Source organism: Streptomyces sp. NPDC054783 (assembly GCF_053611725.1).
On sequence record NZ_JBSHAY010000017.1, the window covers coordinates 124,558 to 141,869 of the forward strand.

The following is a 17,312-nucleotide window of genomic DNA, read 5'->3' on the forward strand; positions in this document are numbered from 1 at the left end:
ACCGTGTTTCGCATCTTGCGATCATGCGGAGCGCCGTAGAACCCTTGGATGTCCAAGCTGCCGCTGTTTGGCGGGAGTTGGGGGGAAGCAAACGGTTGCCGGACGGCGGGGAGGGGGCCCCGCTCATGAACCGATGCCGAGGGGGGCATCGATGCAACCGGAAGGTCGCCGTTCCGTGAGGTGGGGAAGACGTGGCAACGGCGAGCCGCCACAGCGACAGAACACGCGGTGACCTGCGTGTGGGGGGAATGACTCATGACGTCGACGCCGTCGGGCGCCGGGCCGAGCCACGTTCACGACGACCCGTCACAGACCACACAACTCAGGATGACCGGGCACCGGACGGGCCAGTTCCGCCGGATCAGGAAGAGCCTGCCCAGATACGACTACGAGCACTACAGCCGGCTCGCGGGCCCCCTCACCCAGCCCGACCCGGCGAAGCCGTACAAGGTGCAGTACCGGTCGCTGCTCTCCCAGGAGCCGCACCGCATCCGCGCCGCCCTCATGCTGGGCGCCGCCCCCGTGCTCTCCCTGGTCCTGCTGTTCTGGCTGCTGCAGCCCGAGCACTGGACCGAACGGGACTACCCCGCCTACGACTTCCTGCCGGCGCTCGACGTCGTCATGCTCGTCTCGATCGGCCTGATCGAGTTCTTCCGCTGCATGAACGTGCTGTCCAACGCGCACGCCACGCTCGTCGCCCGCGACCCGGTCCCGGTCGTCCCCGAGACCGGCACTTCAGTCGCCTTCCTCACCACCTACGTGCCCGGCAAGGAGCCGCTGGAGATGGTGACGAAGACCCTGGAGGCGGCGGTGAAGCTGCGCCACCGGGGCCTGCTGCACGTGTGGCTGCTGGACGAGGGCGACGACCCGGCCGTCAAGGAGGTCTGCGCCCGGCTCGGTGTGCACCACTTCACCCGCAAGGGCGTCGAGCGGTGGAACCGGCCGAAGGGCCCGCACCGCGCGAAGACCAAGCACGGCAACTACAACGCCTGGCTGGAGGCGCACGGCGCCGACTACGACTTCTTCGCCTCGGTCGACACCGACCATGTGCCGCTGCCCAACTACCTGGAGCGGATGCTCGGTTACTTCCGCGACCCGGACGTGGGCTTCGTCATCGGCCCGCAGGTGTACGGCAACTACGACACGTTCGTCACCAAGGCCGCCGAGTCCCAGCAGTTCCTCTTCCACGCCCTGATCCAGCGCGCCGGCAACCGCTACGGCGCCCCGATGTTCGTCGGCACCTCCAACGCCGTGCGCATCGGCGCCATCAAGCAGATCGGCGGCCTGTACGACTCCATCACCGAGGACATGGCGACGGGCTTCGAGATGCACCGCGCCAAGAACCCGGCGACCGGTCGGAAGTGGAAGTCGGTCTACACCCCCGACGTGCTCGCGGTCGGCGAGGGCCCGAACGCCTGGACGGACTTCTTCACCCAGCAGCTGCGCTGGTCCCGGGGCACGTACGAGACGATCCTCAAGCAGTACTGGAAGGGCCTGTTCACGCTGGGGCCGGGCAAGCTCTTCAACTACACGATGATGATCGTCTTCTATCCGATGTCTGCCCTCAACTGGATCCTCGCGGCGCTGAGTTGCGCCCTGTTCCTGGGCCTGGGCGCCTCGGGCGTGAACATCGACCCGACCGTGTGGCTGATGCTGTACGGCAACGCCTCCGCGCTCCAGATCGGCCTGTACGTCTGGAACCGGCGGCACAACGTCTCCCCGCACGAGCCGGAGGGCTCCGGCGGTGTGGCGGGCATGGTGATGTCCGCGCTGTCCGCGCCGATCTACGCGCGCTCCCTCATGGACGCCGTACTGCGCCGCAGGAGCAGATTCGTGGTCACGCCCAAGGGTGAGTCGGCAAGCCCCGACACGCTGTTCGGGACGTTCCGGGTCCACTGGTTCTTCATCCTGGTCTTCGCCGGCTCGCTCGCCGCCGGTTTCGTGTTCGGGCACTCCCACCCCGCGATGATCACCTGGGCGTGCTTCGCCCTGCTGATCACCGCCTCGCCGATCTTCGCCTGGCGGTACACGCTGCGGCAGGAGCGGAAGAGTCCGAAGCCGGCGGCGGCCACGGCAGCCGGAGCGGCCACCGAACCGCAGGACGCGGTGCCCGCGGCGTACGCGGCCCACCTGCCGCCCAAGCGGCCCGCCTGGGCGGCCGGCGAGCAGCACGGGGGCCGGGGAGTGGACCGGGGCGGGGAGAACGAGCAGACCGTGCAGATCGCCCTTGGCGGACTGGGGGGCCGTAAGGAATGAAGGACCAGTCCGGCCGCCGTCGCGTCCGCAGGCTTGCGATCGGTACGGCGGTGGTGCTCGCGCTGGCCGGGATGAACGGGCCGTGGCTCTACCGCTTCGGGACCGCGCAGTACCACCAGTACAAGATCAACAGACCCGAGTACAAGGCCGCCAACGGCCACTGGGACATCATCGAGTTCCCTCCGGAGTACCGCCAGGACACCATCCACGCGGCGCTCCTGCACACCGGCAAGGTGCTGCTGGTCGCCGGCTCGGGCAACAACCAGGACAACTTCGACAAGAAGAAGTTCGACACCCGGATCTGGGACCCGGTCAAGGGCACGATCAAGAAGATCCCCACGCCCAGCGACCTGTTCTGCACCGGCCACACCCAGTTACCCGACGGCAACCTGCTGATCGCGGGCGGTACCAAGCGGTACGAGAAGCTCAAGGGTGACGTCAAGAAGGCCGGCGGCGTCATGATTCTCTACAACGAGAACCCGGACAAGCCGATGACGCTCCCGGCCGGCACCAGGTTCACCGGCAAACAGAACGGCAGGACGTTCGTCTCCCAGGACCCGGTGCTGGTCCCGCGCGCCACGAAGGTCTTCGACAGGACCGGCAAGTGGCTGCGCAACAACCCCGGTTACGGCCGCGTCTACGTCGAGGCCCCGCGGGAGGGCACCCAGTACGAGACCGGCACCCAGGACAACTACCGTATCCAGGGCCTGACCGGCTCCGACGCGCACAACACCTACGGCATCGCGCAGAAACTCGCCCTCGACAAGAAGGACTTCGAGGGGATCAAGGACGCCTACGAGTTCGATCCGGTCGCCGAGCGGTACATCAAGGTCGACCCGATGAACGAGGCCCGCTGGTACCCGACGCTCACCACCCTGTCGGACGGCAGGATCCTCAGTGTGTCCGGCCTCGACGACATCGGTCAGCTGGTGCCGGGCAAGAACGAGGTCTTCGACCCGAAGACGAAGAAGTGGACGTACACGAGGACGGTCCGGCAGTTCCCGACGTATCCTGCGCTGTTCCTGATGCAGAACGGGGAGATCTTCTACTCGGGTTCGAACGCGGGGTACGGCCCGGACAACGTCGGCCGTGACCCCGGCATCTGGGACGTCGACACCAACAGGTTCACCGAGCTGCCCGGGCTGAGCGACCCGAACGTGATGGAGACCTCGGGCACGGTGCTGCTGCCGCCGGCGCAGAACGAAAGGTTCATGGTGATCGGGGGCGGCGGTGTCGGCGAGTCGAAGCTGTCCAGCAAGAAGACCCGGCTGATCGCCCTGAAAGCGAAGAACCCCAAGTTCGTGGACGGGCCCGAGCTGGAGAAGGGCACGCGGTATCCGCAGTCCTCGATCCTGCCCGACGACACGGTGCTGGTCTCCGGCGGCTCGGCGGACTACCGGGGGCGCGGCGACTCCGACATCCTGCAGGCGCGGATCTACCACCCCGGCAGCAACAGCTTCACCCGGGTGGCCGATCCGCTGGTGGGCCGGAACTACCACTCCGGCTCCATCCTGCTGCCGGACGGGCGGGTGATGTTCTTCGGGTCCGACTCGCTGTACGGCGACAAGGCCAACACCAGACCGGGGAAGTTCGAGCAGCGGATCGAGATCTACACGCCGCCGTATCTGTACCGGGACTCGCGGCCGACGCTCGGCGGAGGTCCGCAGACGATCGCCCGCGGCGCTTCGGGGACGTTCACGTCCGACCACGCGGCCGGCATCAAGAAGGTGCGCTTGATCCGGCCGAGTGCTTCGACGCATGTGACGGACGTCGACCAGCGGTCCGTCGCACTGGACTTCAGGACGGCCGGCAACAAGATCACGGTGACGGTCCCGAAGAACCGGAACCTGGTGACCTCCGGGTGGTACATGTTGTTCGTCGCCGACGACCAGGGGACACCGAGCGAGGCTCAGTGGGTCAGGGTTCCGTAGTCACTCGGTGCTGTCGGCGAGGGCGAGTGCGTAACTTGCCCACCACTCCCCCGCCTTCGGGCCTCCCTTGCACGTGCCGTCGGACTCCCCCGGGCGCTTGACCCACAGGTAGGCGTCCACCAGGGCGTCGGCCGTCTTCGTCGTCGGGGTCCCTCCCAGGGCCCGGCCCGGCGGGTTGCACCAGCGCTGGGCCGGGTCGCCGCCGGTGTAGGGGCCGTTGCCGTTGCGGCTGGTGTCGATGACGAAGTGTTTGCCGCCCACCTTCGCCGAGAGCTGCTTGCCGTAGGCGATGGAGTCCTGGGTGGAGTAGAAGTTGGAGACGTTGACGGAGAAGCCGTCGGCCTGGTCGATGCCGGCCTGCTGCAGGGGCTGGAAGATCTGGTCGGGGTGACCCCAGCCGGCGTTGCCCGCGTCCAGGTAGACCCTGGTGTTCCGCAGGGACTTGAGCCTGGCGATCGCGCCCTTGAGGAGGTCGTAGCGCTCCTCGTGGAACCGGTCCGGGGTACAGCCGTCCACGAGGTGGAGTACGGCGTCCGGTTCCAGGATGACGATGGCGGGGCGGTCCTCGATGCCCCGGGCCACGCCGTCGATCCAGGCGCGGTAGGCGTTGCCGTCGGCGGCGCCGCCCTGGGAGTACTGGCCGCAGTCGCGGTGCGGGATGTCGTAGAGGACGAGCAGGGCCGTGCGGTCGGACTTCTCGGCGGCCTCGGTGAAGCCGCGCGCCTCCTTCTCCGGGTTCTCCGGGCCGATCCACTCGCCCACCGGCTGCTCGGCGATCTTGCGGATCTGCGCGGCCTCGGTCTTCTTGCCGGACTTCTCGTAGGCGGCGAACTGCCGGGCGGCGGTGCCGTCCGGGTTCACCCAGAACGGGTCGGCGGCCTTGGGCTGTTGGGTGATCCGGGCCCCCTGGCCGCCGTTGCCGTCCCCGCCGCCGGAGGAGCATCCGGCGAGCAGCAGTGCCGCGCCCAGCGCCACCGCCGCCGACGCCCGCGCGGAAGAACGGGCCCCCCTGCTGTCGTCCATGCGAAATCCCCCCTGGTCCCCCCTGGGCGCACCGGTCCGGGGTCAATCCTGGCATATCCGGCCGGTCCGTCACGAGGTCGCGAGGTCGCGCCACGGGGCGTGCGGGGCGGGGATGTACGGAGGTCAGCCCGCGGTTCCGCTGAGGTATGCGGAGACCACGACGTTGGCCGTGTAGCTGTGGGCGGCGCGGTCGAAGGAGCCGCCGCAGGTGATCAGGCGCAGTTCGGCGCGGCCGGGCCGGTGGGGGGCGTAGGCCTGGTGGGCGTCGAAGCCGGAGCGGGGCAGGACGCGGACGTCGTCGATGGTGAACCGGGCGACCTTGCCGTCCGAGCGGACCACCCGGACCGTCTCGCCGGGCTTGAGGGTGCTGAGCTTGTAGAAGACCGCGGGCCGGGTCTCGGTGTCGACGTGCCCGACCAGGAGCGCCGCGCCCTTGGCGCCGGGTGCGGTGCCGGCGCCGTACCAGCCGACCACGCCCGGCTGGTCGAAGGGGGGCGGGTCGATGGCGCCCTGGGCGTCCAGACCGCGACTGACCACCGGTGCCTGCACGCCCAGCTGGGGGATGTCGACGCGCTGGGGCACTGCGTCCCCGAGCGGCTTGGCCGGGCTGGGCAGCCGGGGGGCCCGGGCGGGTGCGAGGGCGAACAGGTTCCCCGTGGCGGGGCCGCCCGTGGGGTGCGGTACACCGGTCAGCCCGCGCCCCCACAGCCACAGCCCGAACAGCAGCAGGGTCCACGTCAGGGCTGCGATGAGCCGCTCGGTGCCGCTGGTGCGCTCACGGTCGTGGGACATGGCCCGCGCTCAGCGGGTGCCGCGGTTGCGGCGGGCGCGGAGCCCGACGGCGACCGCCGCGGCCGCGGCGAGGGCCAGTCCGGTCACCGTCTGCACGGTGTCGGGGCCGGAGTCGGTGGTGGCGACCGTGGCGAAGTGGGCGGTGCCACCGCCGCCCGCGGGGACCGGGGCGACGGGCGAGGCGGCGGTGGGGGGCCGGCCGGCGGGATCTGCCAACTGCCCGGTCGCCCGGCCGGGTGCCGTCCCCCTGTCGACCACCGTGATCTTCCCGGTGATCACGTAGTCGGCGCAGGTGATCCTGACGTCGTAGGCGCCCGGCCTGAGGGAGGAGCGGACGCGGGTCTCGCCGGCCAGGGTGCCCTGTGTGCCGGTCAGCCGGGCGTCGGCGACGAACGCGGCCGAGGCGGCGGTGCCCTGCGGCCCGGAGCAGCCGTGGACCCGCACCGACACGTCGCTGCCGGGGGCGGGGGCGGCGGGCGTCACGGAGACCGAGCCCGAGTCGGCCGCGTGGGCCGCCGGGGCGAACACGGCGACGGCCAGGATTCCTGTACAGACAGTGAGGCGTAGTGAGCCCATCGTGAACCTCCAGTTATCAGGAGGCTCCCCCGCCGCGGGCGCCTCCGCATCCTCGGGAGGCGCCCCGTTGCTCCGAACGGGTGGATCGGGGTTTGAAAAGCCCAGGTCAGAACCGATCGGGGCCGGTCAGGCCAGGCCAGGTCGGATCAGACGAGGTCGACCAGGTCCGCGATGGAGTCGACGACCTGCGAGGGGCGGAAGGGGTAACCGTCGACGTCGTCGGGCTGGGTGACGCCGGACAGCACCAGGAAGGTGCGCATTCCGGCCTCCAGGCCCGCCAGGACGTCGGTGTCCATGCGGTCGCCGATCATCGCGGAGTTCTCGGAGTGGGCCCCGATGGCATTGAGCCCGGCCCGCATCATCAGCGGGTTGGGCTTGCCCACGAAGTACGGCTTCTTGCCGGTCGCCGCGGTGATCAGGGCGGCGACCGAGCCGGTGGCGGGCAGGTCGCCCTCCGTGGAGGGGCCGACGTTGTCCGGGTTGGTGGCGATGAACCGCGCACCGTCGTTGATCAGCCGCACCGCCTTGGTCAGCGCCTCGAAGGAGTAGGTGCGGGTCTCGCCGAGGATCACGAAGTCGGGGTCGTGGTCGGTGAGGATGTAGCCGATGTCGTGCAGGGCGGTGGTCAGGCCCGCCTCGCCGATGACATAGGCGCTGCCGCCGGGCCGCTGGTCGTCGAGGAACTGGGCGGTGGCCAGGGCCGAGGTCCAGATGTTCTTCTCCGGCACGTCCAGACCCATCCGCCGCAGCCGGGCGTGCAGGTCACGGGCGGTGTAGATGGAGTTGTTGGTGAGCACCAGGAAGGGCCGCCCGGACTCGCGCAGCTTCTTCAGGAAGGCGTCGGCGCCGGGGATCGGAACACCCTCGTGGATCAGGACACCGTCCATGTCGGTGAGCCACGACTCGATCGGCTTGCGGTCTGCCATGTTGTGCGTCTCCTGGCGTGCGTACGGTCGAGGAAAGACGGTCTGAAGAGCTGGGGCGCCGGAACCACGGCGTACCGACGCCCCCAGCCTAATCAGCGTGGCCTGATCCTGACCCCGAGGTCCGCAGGTCGAACGGATCAGCTTCCGGTCGCCGACTTCCAGTCCTCGACGTACGACGTGAGGTTCTTGTCGATGTCGTTCCAGTCCGGCTCGAAGAACTCCACGCCGTCCATCAGCTTGGTGAGGGCGATGGCGTTGGCGTCGGTGGCCTTGACGTCCCGGCGGGCGGCGAACCCGCCACCGATCTCGCTGACCTCCTGCTGCTGCTTCTGCGCGAGCATGAAGTTGAGCAGCTTCTTGCCGTTCTCGCTGTGCGGGGCCTTGGTGACCAGGCCGGCCGCGTACGGCAGGGCGAAGGTGGTGGGCTTGCCGTCCTTGGCCGCCGGGAACCAGATGCCGAGGCCCGGCATGGTCTTGGACTGGGCGTAGTTCATCTGCACATCGCCGTTGGCGACGAGCAGCTCGCCCTTGTCCACCTTGGGGGCGAGCTTGCCGGTGGAGGCGGACGGGCCGACGTTGTTGGCCTGGAGCTTCTTCAGGTAGGCGAGGGCCTGCTCCTTGCCGCCGAAGTCGTGGATGGCCTTGATGAGGACGGCGGTGCCGTCACCGGCGACGCCCGGGGTGGAGTACTGGAGCTTGTTCTTGTACTTGCCGTCGAGCAGTTCGTCCCAGGTCTTGGGGGCCTGCTTCAGCTCCTTCTTGTTGTAGACGAACCCGAAGTAGTTGTCGACGACGGAGGTCCAGGTGCCGTCGACAGCCTTGTCGGCGCCGCTGACCCGGTCCGCGTCCTTCGGCTCGTACTTCTGCAGCACTCCCTTGCTGTCGGCCTCCTGGATGAACGGCGGCAGGGTGACCAGCACGTCGGCCTGCGGGTTGGACTTCTCGCGGACGGCGCGCTGCACCATCTCGCCGGAGCCGCCCTCGACGTACTTGACCTTGATGCCGGTCTGCTTGGTGAAGTCGGCGAAGACCTTGTCGTACCAGCCGTCGCCGTTCTCGCCCTTGAGGCCGTCGGCGCTGTAGACGGTGACGGCCTTGGCGTCGGAGGCGGCGGAGGAGCCGCCGCAGGCGGACAGCAGGGGGGTGGCGAGCAGGGCGAGGGCTACGGCGAGCGTGAGGCGGTTTCTGGGCATGGCGAGGCCAACTCCTGGCGTGGTGAAGGGAATTACCGAGGGGGATTCAGCGGTACGACGCCCGGGTGCGGACCCGGGAGACGGCGAAGAGGACGAGCAGGGTCGCGGCCATCAGCACCACGGCGACGGCGGAGCCGGTGAACAGGGCACCGCGGTCGGTGGCCGCGTAGATCAGGACGGGCAGCGGGGTCCAGTCGGGCGGATAGAGCATCATCGTGGCGCTCAGCTCGCCCATGGACAGGGCGAAGCAGAGGCCGGCCGCGGCGGTGAGCGAGGGCAGCAGCAAGGGCAGCCGCACCCGGAGCAGGACGCGGGCGGGCCGCGCGCCGAGGGAGGCGGCGGCCTGTTCGTACGCCGGGTCGAGGCGGGTGATCGCCGCCGACACGGACTGGTGGGCGAAGGCGGTGACCAGCACGGTGTGGGCGAGGATCACGATCCACCGGGTGCCGTTGAGCAGGATCGGCGGCTTGGAGAAGGCGACCAGGACGGACAGTCCGACCACGACCGACGGCACGGCGACCGGCAGCACGAACAGGGCGTCCATGAGCCTGCGGTACCGCCTCTTCAGGGCGGCACCGGCCAGCGCGGCCCAGGTGCCGACGGTCAGCGCGAGCAGGCTGGCGGTGGTGGCGGTGAGCAGGCTGGTGGTGAGGGCCTGCAGGGCCTCGCCCCGGGTCGCCGCACGGTAGTTGGCGGTGTTCAGACCCGAGGGCAGGACGCCGGACCAGTGGGTGGCGAAGGAGGCGCCGAGGACGACGAGCAGGGGAAGCGCGAACAGCGGCACGAACAGGACGAGGAACACCGTCCACACGGCCCACCTGGCCCCACGGCTATGCACCAGCACGACGGCTCACCACCCGGTAGAGGCCGTAGAGGCCCACGGAGATCAGGACGTTGACGACGGCGACCACGCACGCGCCCGGGTAGTCGGACTCCAGGATCGCCTTGCTGTAGACGAGCATCGGCAGGGTGGTGACCCCCTTCGCGCCGGTGAACAGCACGATCCCGAACTCGTTCAGGCACAGCACCAGGACGAGACTCCCGCCGGCCGCGAGCGCGGGCAGCGACTCCGGCAGGATGATCCGGCGGATGATGCGGGGTGCCCGCGCGCCCAGTGAACTGGCCGCCTCCAGCTGGGCGGTGTCCAGCTGCGAGAACGCGGCGAGCAGGGGCCGCATCACGAACGGCGTGAAGTAGGTGACCTCGGCCAGCAGCACACCCCAGGGGGTGGTGAGGAACTGGAAGGAACCGATGATGCCGGTGGTGCCGTAGATGAACAGCAGCGCCAGCGTGATGAGGAAGGACGGGAAGGACAGGTAGACGTCGATGAACCGTGCCACCGCCTTCGCCCCGGGGAACGGTACGAACGCGATGACCAGCGACAGCAGGAAGCCCAGGACCAGGCATCCGGCAGTGGAGGCCGGCGCCAGCCAGACCGTGGTCCACAGCGCGTTCCGGAAGGCCTCGGAGGCGAAGACGTCCGCGTACGGCCGGAGGGAGGTGCCCCCGCTGTCGGGCTGGAAGGACTGCTGGACGACGAGGGCGAGGGGGTAGAGGAAGAAGAGGGCGAGGAGGGCCACGGGAGGAAGGGCCCACAGCAGCCGCCTACTCATGGCCGGCCCCTGCGGGCAGCAGCACCGCGTCCTCGGCGGCGAAGTGCAGGCTCACCGGGTCCCCGAGCGCCGGCGGATCCTTCAGCTCGCGCACGTCCGCCATGACGGAATGCCCGTCGACCTCGACGTACAGCCGGTGCGTGGCCCCCCGCCACTGGATCTCCCGTACGACACCCGTGAGTTGGTTGGGGCCCTGGCCCAGTCCGATGACGTGCGGCCGTACGCACAGCGTGGCCCGCGCCCCCGCGACCGCATTGCCCGTGTCGACCTTCAGCTCGGTCCCCGCGAAGCCGACGCCCCCGGAGCCCACCGTCACCGGCAGCACGTTCGCGCCGCCCACGAAGGAAGCCGTGAACTCGCTCTTCGGCGACCGGTACAGCTCGCGTGGCGTCCCGCACTGCTGAAGCCGCGCGGCGTCCATCACCGCGATCCGGTCGGCCAGCGTGAGCGCCTCGACCTGGTCGTGGGTGACGTACAGCATCGACATGTCGGGCAACTCCCGGTGCAGCCGGGCGAGTTCGGCCAGCATTCCGGACCGCAGCCGGGCGTCCAGCGCGGACAGCGGCTCGTCCAGCAGCAGTACGTCCGGCCGGATGGCGAGGGCGCGGGCGATGGCGACCCGCTGCTGCTGCCCGCCGGACAGCTCGCGCGGATGCCGGCGGGCGTAGGCGGCCATGCCGGTCAGCTCCAGCGCCTCTGCGACCCGCTGCCGCGTCTCCGTCCTGCCCGCCCTGCGGGCCTTGAGCCCGAAGGCCACGTTCTCGTCCACCCGCATGTGCGGGAACAGCGCGTAGCTCTGGACGACCATCCCGATGCCCCGCTGGTACGGCGGCAGGTCCGTCACGTCCTTGCCGCCGAGGAGCACCCGCCCGGACACGGGCCGTACGAACCCGGCGACCGCCCGCAGCGCGGTGGTCTTGCCGGAGCCGGACGGCCCGAGCAGCGCCATGACCTCGCCGGGCTCGACGGTCAGGTCGAGGGAGTCGAGGACGACGTTGCCGTCGTAGGCGACGGTGACGGAGTCGAAGCGGATGCCCATCTCAGCGCTCTCCCAGCAGCAACGCCGGCAGGTCGGCGACGGAGTCGAGGACGTGCGTGGCCCCGGCGGCCCGGAACTCCGCGTCGCCGTGGGCCCCGGTGCGCACCCCGGCGACCAGCCCGGCCCCGGCCCGCGCCCCGCTGAGCACGTCGTAGGAGGTGTCCCCGAGGACGGCGACCTGCGTCACGTCCTCGGCGGCCTTGGTGCGCAGGAACGCCTCCAGGACCATGTCCGGGTACGGCCGCCCGCGCCCGCCGGCGTCGGCCGGGCACAGGGTGAGCGGGACGAGGTCCCGCCAGCCGAGGGCGTCGAGGATCGCGTCCTGGGTGACGCGGGCGAAGCCGGTGGTCAGCACGACGGTGCGGCCGCTGTCCGCCAGCTCCCGGATGGCCTCCTCGGCCCCCGGCACGGGTGCGATCAGGCCGCCGTCGACCAGGTCGCCGTACGCCTTCTCGAAGGCGGTGTTGGCGCGCTGGGCGCGGTCCTCGGCGCCGAACAGGTGCCGGAAGACGGAGATCTTGGACTCGCCCATGGTGGCGCGGACGTAGGCGAGGTGCTCGGCGTGCTCGGCCGACCCGGGCTCGACGCCCAGTTCGGTGGCCGCCGTCTCGAAGGCGCGCTCGACAAGTCCGCCGTCGGCGACGGTCGTGCCGGCCATGTCGAGGACGACGAGCCGGATGTCGGTGGTTGCGGGGGTCATGGGGGTGCTCACCAGCCCAGTTCGTTCGCGGTGGTCTCGGCTATCGCGGGGGCGCAGGTCATGCCGCGCCCGCCGGGCCCGGTGACCAGCCACACCCCCTCGCGCACCTGCTGCCGGTGCACCACCCGGCCGGGCTCGGTGCACTGCGCGTACACGCCGGCCCAGCGGCGCCGGATGCGCGGCAGCGGCCGGCCGAGGAGGGACTCGACCACACCGGTGAGGTGCTCGTACGGCTCCTCGACGGTGTCGAAGGCGAAGGGGTGCTCGTACTCGTGGGTGTCGCCGATGGTCAGGCCGCCGTCGGCGCGCTGCACCATGAGCAGCTGCATCTTGTGGGTCGCGGCGGTCTCCGGCTGCGGCTGTTCGGTGTTGAGCCGGTCGAGGGCCGGGGAGGCGTAGGCGGGGTAGTAGCGGAAGCTGTCGGCGTCGGCGACGGAGGTCGGCAGCGGCTCGCCCAGCGGGTCGGTCTGCATCATCTGCAGGCGCACCCGGCGCACGGGCAGCTGCGGTCCCGCGAGTTCGCGGACCAGTCCGCCGAGCCAGGCACCGGTGCACAGGACGACCGCGTCGGCGTGGTGCACGTCCCCGTGGTCGTCCCGGACGGTGCCGGCGCCGACGACCTCGCGGACCTCCCGGCCCGGCAGGAAGGTGTAGTCGGGGGATTTCAACAGCTCTGCGCGAAGGGCGAGTTGTGCGGTGCGCGGCTCCACGGCCGCGTCCCGCTCGCAGTACAGGGCGGCGGTGAAGTCGCCGCGCAGGGCCGGGTTGAGGGCGCGGGCCTCGCTCGGGGTGAGGAGCTTGTAGCCGCGGGCGGCGGCGTCCGCGCGGCCCACCGCGGCCTCGGCGACGGCGAGCTCCAGGGGGCCGCGGACGGGGGTCAGGGACCCGTTCGCCCGGAAGCCCAGCGCCGGCACCCGTGCGCCGATGCCCTCCCACAACTCCCGCGCCCGCAGCGCGGTCTCCAGCTCTTCTCCAGCGGCGCGGCCACTGACCCAGATCTGCCCGAAGTTGCGCAGCGAGGCGCCGCGCGCCTCGGCCTCGCGCTCGATCTGGACGACCTGGTGGCCACGCTGCACCGCATGCCAGGCGTGCATGGTGCCCACCACGCCTGCTCCGACGACTGTCACTTTCACGACGGCAACGCTCCTCGGGATCGGGGAACCGGAGACATCCGGCTGACAACGAGAGCGTGAACGACCCATCACGTTTGGGCTAGACCCGTTATCTTTCCGTGATATCGCGGTAGGGGTCTATATCGGGACATAAGCCGCTTTTCAGCCCTTGAGATGGGCGGTGAAGGAGAACCGGTCCCCCCGGTACAGCGAGCGCACACGCTCCAGGGGCCGGCCCTCCGTGTCCCGGGAGACGCGGTGGATCAGCAGCATCGGCAGGGCGGGCGGGGTGCCGATGAGCAGTGCCTCGCGGGGCGTGGCCAGCACGGTCTCGAGGCGCTCGTCGGCGTCGCCGAAGGAGATGCCCTGGCTGGTGAGATAGCCGTAGAAGGAGGAGTCGGGGTCGAAGTCGCTGTCCAGCCGAGGCACCCGCTCGACGGCGACGTACGTGCTCTCCAGGCCGACCCGCTCCTCGTCGGCGAGCAGCACGCGCTCCAGGTGCCACACCGGTTCGCCCCGGGTGAGCCCGGTCTCGGCGGCGAGGGCCTGCGGACAGGGGAACCTCTCGAGGGTGACGAGCGTACGACCGGGCGTACGGCCCTGGCGGCGCACGCCCTCGGTGTAGCTCGCGAGGGACAGCGGCTGGGCCAGCTTGGCCCCGGCGACGACCGTGCCCCGCCCCTTCCGCCTCAGCCGCCCTTCCAGCACCAGCTCCCGTACGGCCTGCCGCACGGTCTCCCGGGCGACGTCGTACCGCTCGGCGAGGTCCCGCTCGGTGGGGATGACACTGTCCTCCCCCAACTCCTCCAGCAGCGCGGCGATGCGTGCCTTCACCGCGTAGTACTTGGGGATGCGCCCGTGCTCGGGAATGCCGGAGCGGACGGGGGCGCCGGGGGCCTGGTCGTTCGGGTAGTCCACGCAGGGATCGTCGCAGACGGCAGGGGTGCGCGTCGTACGACCCCCGGCTCGGGCGTACGGGCCCCGGCTCAGCGGCGTTTGCGGATGAGCAGCAACGCGCCGCCGCTGACCCCGAGGACCGCGGCGGTGGCGGCGAGCAGCCCGCGGGTGAGGCGGGGTCCGGTGCGCGCCAGCTCACTGGCCCGCTCCCCGGCGTCCTCCGCCCCGGCGGGGAACGGCAGGTCCGGGCCGGGGCCGGTGTCGGGGGTGGTGGTGCCGGTGCCGGGGGTCGCCTGCGGGCCGGCGGACTCGCCGGGTGCCACGCCACCGTCCTTCGTGCCGTCCGGAGCCGGCGGGGCGTACTCCCCGATCCCGAACCGGTAGGCGTTGGACTCCCCGATCCAGTCCCCGTCGTCGCCCCGGCGCTGGACGACGGCGGCGTTGGCGGTGACCCGGTCGGACGCGGTGTCGGAGGGGAAGACGAGTCTGACCTTGACGCTGACGGTCCCGCCGGGCGGTACGGCGAACCCGTCGAACCCGTTGCCGTCGAGCACGCCGATCAGCTCCTGCTCGTCGGTGCTCTCGAATGTCACCGGCCGGGCCGTGGGGCCGTCGTAGAACTCCAGCTTGGGCTGGTCCGGCTGCAGCGCGCGATTGTCGTCGACGAGGACGATCAACGGGTGGATGCCGGTGCAGGTCCGGCGGGTGGTGTTGGTCAGGTCGATGTACCAGGTGCCGTATCCGCCGCCCGCCTCGTAGGAGGCCGGGCCGCCACGGATCCGGGCGGACAGCGGGAAGGCCCGCGGGTCGCCGGCGACGCAGGCGGGGGGCGGTTCGGCGAGGGCGGCTGCCGGTGCGGCGGGGACGACCACACCGGCGGAGGCGGACGCGGCGGCGGCTGCGGCCACGTAGAGGGACATAGGTGTGCACAGTCGCATAAACACATGACCATGCCGGTAGGACCGACGCCCCTGCTGCAACCACTCCGGTACGGGCCGCGAAGTCCACCCGATCGGCGGGGGTCAGCCGACGATCGTGACGTCCACTGTGACCACAGCCTCCGGATCGGAGGCGCAGGCCATGTAGATCTGCGCCACGCCCGGGCGCGCGTCGGACACGGTCGCGGCGATCCCGGCCAGCGTGCCGTTCTCCAGCGGCTTGAGGTCCACGACGCCGATGGGGGTGCGCTCCGTCGTGCCGTGGCCGGCCGGCGCTCCTTCGGCGCGGCCGCCCCGGCTGGGATCGCTGCATCCCGTGAGCGTGAGGGATACGGTCTGACCGGCCCTCACCTTCGCGGGACTGACGGTGCCGACCGGTGCGGCGGTGGCCGTGCCGGCGAGGGCCACGAGGCCGGCGCCGACAAGGGTTGCGGTGGTGATGCGGGAGCAGCGCATACTCACTCCTCACTGCACCGGGCGGTGCGTTCCGTGAGACGGTGGCGGCCGTTTGGTTCGATTGATGCGCTTGAGTCCATTGTGAACACCTCGGGCGGGCCTGTGCACGCCGCCCGACAGCGCCTGAGGAGCATGCGACATGAAGATCGCGACGTCACAGAAGATCACCACGTTCCTGATGTTCGAGGGCGGTGCGGAGGACGCGATGGCCTTCTACACCTCGCTGTTCGACGACGCCGAGGTCGTCAGCATCACTCGGTACGGGGCCGAGGGGCCCGGCGTGGAGGGAAGCGTGCAGCAGGCCACGTTCTCGCTGGCCGGCCAGCAGTTCATGTGCATCGACAGCCCCGCGCACCACGACTTCACGTTCACACCCGCCATCTCGCTCTTCGTGCAGTGCGAGGACGAGGCCGAGATCGACCGCCTCCACGGGGCCCTCTCCGAGCAGGGCACGGAACTCATGCCCCCGGGCAACTACGGCTTCAGCACCAAGTTCACCTGGATCAACGACCGCTTCGGCGTCTCCTGGCAACTGAACCTGCCGGCATGACCTGGGCCGCGCCCACCCACCGGGCCGCCTGAGACCGTACGCGACCGCAGGTCGGCCGCTCGCGCAGTTCCCCGCGCCCCTTCGGGGCGCTCCCGGCAAGCACCCCGCCCCCACCGCACAGCGTCCGTCACACCTCCCCCCGCCCGAACACCGGCGCCAGCAGCAGTTGCGCGGCCCCCTCGGCCACCACCCGCTCCCCCCGCGGAACGATCCGAACGGGCACCGCCCCGCCCACGCCTCCCTCCCGCCGGGCCCGCGCCGCCTCGAGAACATCCCCGACCCCCCGCAGAAACACCTCCGCCTGCCCCGCCACCGTCCGCCCGCCGAGCAGCACCACATCGATGTCCAGCAGCCCGACCAGGTTCGCCGCCGCCACTCCCAGTACGCGCGCCGCCTCCCCGGTCTCCCCGCGCCCCACCGCCGCCAGGCACAGCGCCTCCACGCATCCCCGGTTCCCGCATTCGCACGGCGGCCCGTCCAGCTGGATCACCTGGTGCCCGAACTCCCCCGCCCCGGTCCGCGACCCCCGGTGCACGCGCCCACCGATCACCAACCCGGCCCCGAGCCCCGTACCGAGATGCAGGTACGCGAAGGACCCGCCCTCGCCGCCCGCACCCCCGGCCGACAGCCCGAGTGCCGCCGCATTGGTGTCCTTGTCCACCACCACGGGCACCCCCAACCGCTCCCGGAGCGCGTCCCGCAGCGGAAACCCGTCCCACTCGGGAAACCCGGTCACCCGGTGCAGCACCCCCCGCGCGTGATCGAGCGGCCCCGGAAGCGCCACCCCCACCCCGAGGAGCGCACCGGCCCAGGCCGGCCCCTCCGCATCCCGGCCGAGCCCGTCCCGCACCACCCCCTCCACCGCGTCCCCGACCACCGACAGCACAGCCTCCGCCCCGGCCCCCAGGTCCAGTCCGGCGCGCCGCTCCCCCACCACGGCCCCGTCGAGGTCGACCAGCACCACCCGCAGCTCGTCCCGGTCCAGATGCACCCCCACCGCGTGCCCCGCCTCCGGCACCAGCCGCAGCACGGTCCGCGGCTTGCCGCCCGTCGACGCCCGCCGTCCGGCCTCCGCCGCGAACCCCTCCTCCCGCAGCCGCGCGGTGATCTTGCTGACGGCCTGCGGGGTCAGCCCGGTCCGCTCGGCCAGTTCGAGCCGGCTGATCCCCTCCGCCCCGGCGTCCCGCAGCAGCCCCAGCACCAGCGCGGTGTTGTGCGACCGCACCGCGACGAGGTTCGCTCCCGTCGGCCCACCGCCGCTCGCCGACACACCGGTCCCCGTCCTCGTCCTGTTCACGCCACCCATTGTC

17 protein-coding genes are annotated in these 17,312 nt (G+C 71.0%); 3 read left to right on the forward strand and 14 right to left on the reverse strand.

Annotation, left to right across the window (positions count from 1 at the left end; genetic code table 11):
• Positions 1 to 255 precede the first annotated feature (255 nt).
• A complete protein-coding gene (locus tag ACWGJ5_RS27535; protein WP_453312350.1) occupies positions 256 to 2,256 on the forward strand; it encodes a glycosyltransferase family 2 protein in 2,001 nt (666 codons plus the stop codon).
• Positions 2,253 to 4,187 (forward strand): galactose oxidase-like domain-containing protein, encoded by a 1,935-nt coding sequence (locus ACWGJ5_RS27540; protein WP_453312351.1) that lies wholly within the window; start codon positions 2,253 to 2,255, stop codon positions 4,185 to 4,187. The genes ACWGJ5_RS27535 and ACWGJ5_RS27540 overlap by 4 nt, the downstream gene beginning before the upstream one ends.
• On the opposite strand, the gene ACWGJ5_RS27545 is transcribed toward ACWGJ5_RS27540, so the two are convergent.
• The 13 genes from ACWGJ5_RS27545 to ACWGJ5_RS27605 all read right to left on the reverse strand — a co-directional run bounded on the left by ACWGJ5_RS27545 (position 4,188) and on the right by ACWGJ5_RS27605 (position 15,452).
• On the reverse strand, positions 4,188 to 5,210 hold the full coding sequence (locus ACWGJ5_RS27545) for a glycoside hydrolase family 6 protein (protein ID WP_453312352.1): 1,023 nt from the start codon (positions 5,208 to 5,210) through the stop codon (positions 4,188 to 4,190).
• Between the two features lie 123 nt (positions 5,211 to 5,333).
• Positions 5,334 to 6,002 (reverse strand): class F sortase, encoded by a 669-nt coding sequence (locus tag ACWGJ5_RS27550; protein ID WP_453312353.1) that lies wholly within the window; start codon positions 6,000 to 6,002, stop codon positions 5,334 to 5,336.
• Between the two features lie 9 nt (positions 6,003 to 6,011).
• The gene (locus ACWGJ5_RS27555; RefSeq protein ID WP_453312354.1) at positions 6,012 to 6,578 is read right to left on the reverse strand and encodes a hypothetical protein; all 567 of its coding nucleotides are present in this window, start codon (positions 6,576 to 6,578) and stop codon (positions 6,012 to 6,014) included.
• A gap of 146 nt (positions 6,579 to 6,724) precedes the next feature.
• On the reverse strand, positions 6,725 to 7,504 hold the full coding sequence (locus ACWGJ5_RS27560) for an HAD-IIA family hydrolase (protein ID WP_453312355.1): 780 nt from the start codon (positions 7,502 to 7,504) through the stop codon (positions 6,725 to 6,727).
• 137 nt (positions 7,505 to 7,641) lie between these two features.
• A complete protein-coding gene (locus ACWGJ5_RS27565) occupies positions 7,642 to 8,697 on the reverse strand; it encodes a 2-aminoethylphosphonate ABC transporter substrate-binding protein (RefSeq protein ID WP_453312356.1) in 1,056 nt (351 codons plus the stop codon).
• Positions 8,698 to 8,743: 46 nt separating this feature from the next.
• Positions 8,744 to 9,541: an ABC transporter permease gene (locus tag ACWGJ5_RS27570; protein WP_453312357.1), complete on the reverse strand. Its 798-nt coding sequence runs from the start codon at positions 9,539 to 9,541 to the stop codon at positions 8,744 to 8,746.
• Positions 9,528 to 10,310, reverse strand: coding sequence for a 2-aminoethylphosphonate ABC transporter permease subunit (locus ACWGJ5_RS27575; RefSeq protein WP_453312358.1), 783 nt, complete (start codon positions 10,308 to 10,310; stop codon positions 9,528 to 9,530). Before ACWGJ5_RS27575 ends, ACWGJ5_RS27570 begins: the two co-directional genes overlap by 14 nt.
• Entirely contained in the window at positions 10,303 to 11,349 is a 1,047-nt protein-coding gene (locus ACWGJ5_RS27580) for an ABC transporter ATP-binding protein (RefSeq protein ID WP_453312359.1), read from the reverse strand. The genes ACWGJ5_RS27575 and ACWGJ5_RS27580 overlap by 8 nt, the downstream gene beginning before the upstream one ends.
• A gap of 1 nt (position 11,350) precedes the next feature.
• Positions 11,351 to 12,049 (reverse strand): phosphonatase-like hydrolase, encoded by a 699-nt coding sequence (locus ACWGJ5_RS27585; RefSeq protein ID WP_453312360.1) that lies wholly within the window; start codon positions 12,047 to 12,049, stop codon positions 11,351 to 11,353.
• An 8-nt stretch (positions 12,050 to 12,057) separates the two neighbouring features.
• Positions 12,058 to 13,143: a TIGR03364 family FAD-dependent oxidoreductase gene (locus tag ACWGJ5_RS27590; protein ID WP_453312414.1), complete on the reverse strand. Its 1,086-nt coding sequence runs from the start codon at positions 13,141 to 13,143 to the stop codon at positions 12,058 to 12,060.
• Positions 13,144 to 13,323: 180 nt separating this feature from the next.
• Entirely contained in the window at positions 13,324 to 14,079 is a 756-nt protein-coding gene (locus ACWGJ5_RS27595; RefSeq protein ID WP_453312361.1) for a GntR family transcriptional regulator, read from the reverse strand.
• Between the two features lie 68 nt (positions 14,080 to 14,147).
• On the reverse strand, positions 14,148 to 14,978 hold the full coding sequence (locus ACWGJ5_RS27600) for a hypothetical protein (RefSeq protein WP_453312362.1): 831 nt from the start codon (positions 14,976 to 14,978) through the stop codon (positions 14,148 to 14,150).
• A gap of 102 nt (positions 14,979 to 15,080) precedes the next feature.
• Positions 15,081 to 15,452, reverse strand: coding sequence for a hypothetical protein (locus ACWGJ5_RS27605; RefSeq protein WP_453312363.1), 372 nt, complete (start codon positions 15,450 to 15,452; stop codon positions 15,081 to 15,083).
• A 139-nt stretch (positions 15,453 to 15,591) separates the two neighbouring features.
• On the opposite strand from ACWGJ5_RS27605, the gene ACWGJ5_RS27610 reads away from it, so the two are divergent.
• Positions 15,592 to 16,002, forward strand: coding sequence for a VOC family protein (locus tag ACWGJ5_RS27610; protein ID WP_453312364.1), 411 nt, complete (start codon positions 15,592 to 15,594; stop codon positions 16,000 to 16,002).
• A 127-nt stretch (positions 16,003 to 16,129) separates the two neighbouring features.
• On the opposite strand, the gene ACWGJ5_RS27615 is transcribed toward ACWGJ5_RS27610, so the two are convergent.
• On the reverse strand, positions 16,130 to 17,308 hold the full coding sequence (locus tag ACWGJ5_RS27615; protein WP_453312365.1) for an ROK family transcriptional regulator: 1,179 nt from the start codon (positions 17,306 to 17,308) through the stop codon (positions 16,130 to 16,132).
• Positions 17,309 to 17,312: the final 4 nt, after the last annotated feature.

Bases quoted from the DNA above. Each gene is read 5' to 3' on its own strand.
- ACWGJ5_RS27535 (WP_453312350.1), top strand. From the start codon at position 256: ATGACGTCGACGCCGTCGGGCGCCGGGCCGAGCCACGTTCACGACGAC.
- ACWGJ5_RS27540 (WP_453312351.1), top strand. From the start codon at position 2,253: ATGAAGGACCAGTCCGGCCGCCGTCGCGTCCGCAGGCTTGCGATCGGT.
- ACWGJ5_RS27545 (WP_453312352.1), bottom strand. From the start codon at position 5,210: ATGGACGACAGCAGGGGGGCCCGTTCTTCCGCGCGGGCGTCGGCGGCG.
- ACWGJ5_RS27550 (WP_453312353.1), bottom strand. From the start codon at position 6,002: ATGTCCCACGACCGTGAGCGCACCAGCGGCACCGAGCGGCTCATCGCA.
- ACWGJ5_RS27555 (WP_453312354.1), bottom strand. From the start codon at position 6,578: ATGGGCTCACTACGCCTCACTGTCTGTACAGGAATCCTGGCCGTCGCC.
- ACWGJ5_RS27560 (WP_453312355.1), bottom strand. From the start codon at position 7,504: ATGGCAGACCGCAAGCCGATCGAGTCGTGGCTCACCGACATGGACGGT.
- ACWGJ5_RS27565 (WP_453312356.1), bottom strand. From the start codon at position 8,697: ATGCCCAGAAACCGCCTCACGCTCGCCGTAGCCCTCGCCCTGCTCGCC.
- ACWGJ5_RS27575 (WP_453312358.1), bottom strand. From the start codon at position 10,310: ATGAGTAGGCGGCTGCTGTGGGCCCTTCCTCCCGTGGCCCTCCTCGCC.
- ACWGJ5_RS27580 (WP_453312359.1), bottom strand. From the start codon at position 11,349: ATGGGCATCCGCTTCGACTCCGTCACCGTCGCCTACGACGGCAACGTC.
- ACWGJ5_RS27585 (WP_453312360.1), bottom strand. From the start codon at position 12,049: ATGACCCCCGCAACCACCGACATCCGGCTCGTCGTCCTCGACATGGCC.
- ACWGJ5_RS27590 (WP_453312414.1), bottom strand. From the start codon at position 13,143: ATGCACGCCTGGCATGCGGTGCAGCGTGGCCACCAGGTCGTCCAGATC.
- ACWGJ5_RS27600 (WP_453312362.1), bottom strand. From the start codon at position 14,978: ATGTCCCTCTACGTGGCCGCAGCCGCCGCCGCGTCCGCCTCCGCCGGT.
- ACWGJ5_RS27605 (WP_453312363.1), bottom strand. From the start codon at position 15,452: ATGCGCTGCTCCCGCATCACCACCGCAACCCTTGTCGGCGCCGGCCTC.
- ACWGJ5_RS27610 (WP_453312364.1), top strand. From the start codon at position 15,592: ATGAAGATCGCGACGTCACAGAAGATCACCACGTTCCTGATGTTCGAG.
- ACWGJ5_RS27615 (WP_453312365.1), bottom strand. From the start codon at position 17,308: ATGGGTGGCGTGAACAGGACGAGGACGGGGACCGGTGTGTCGGCGAGC.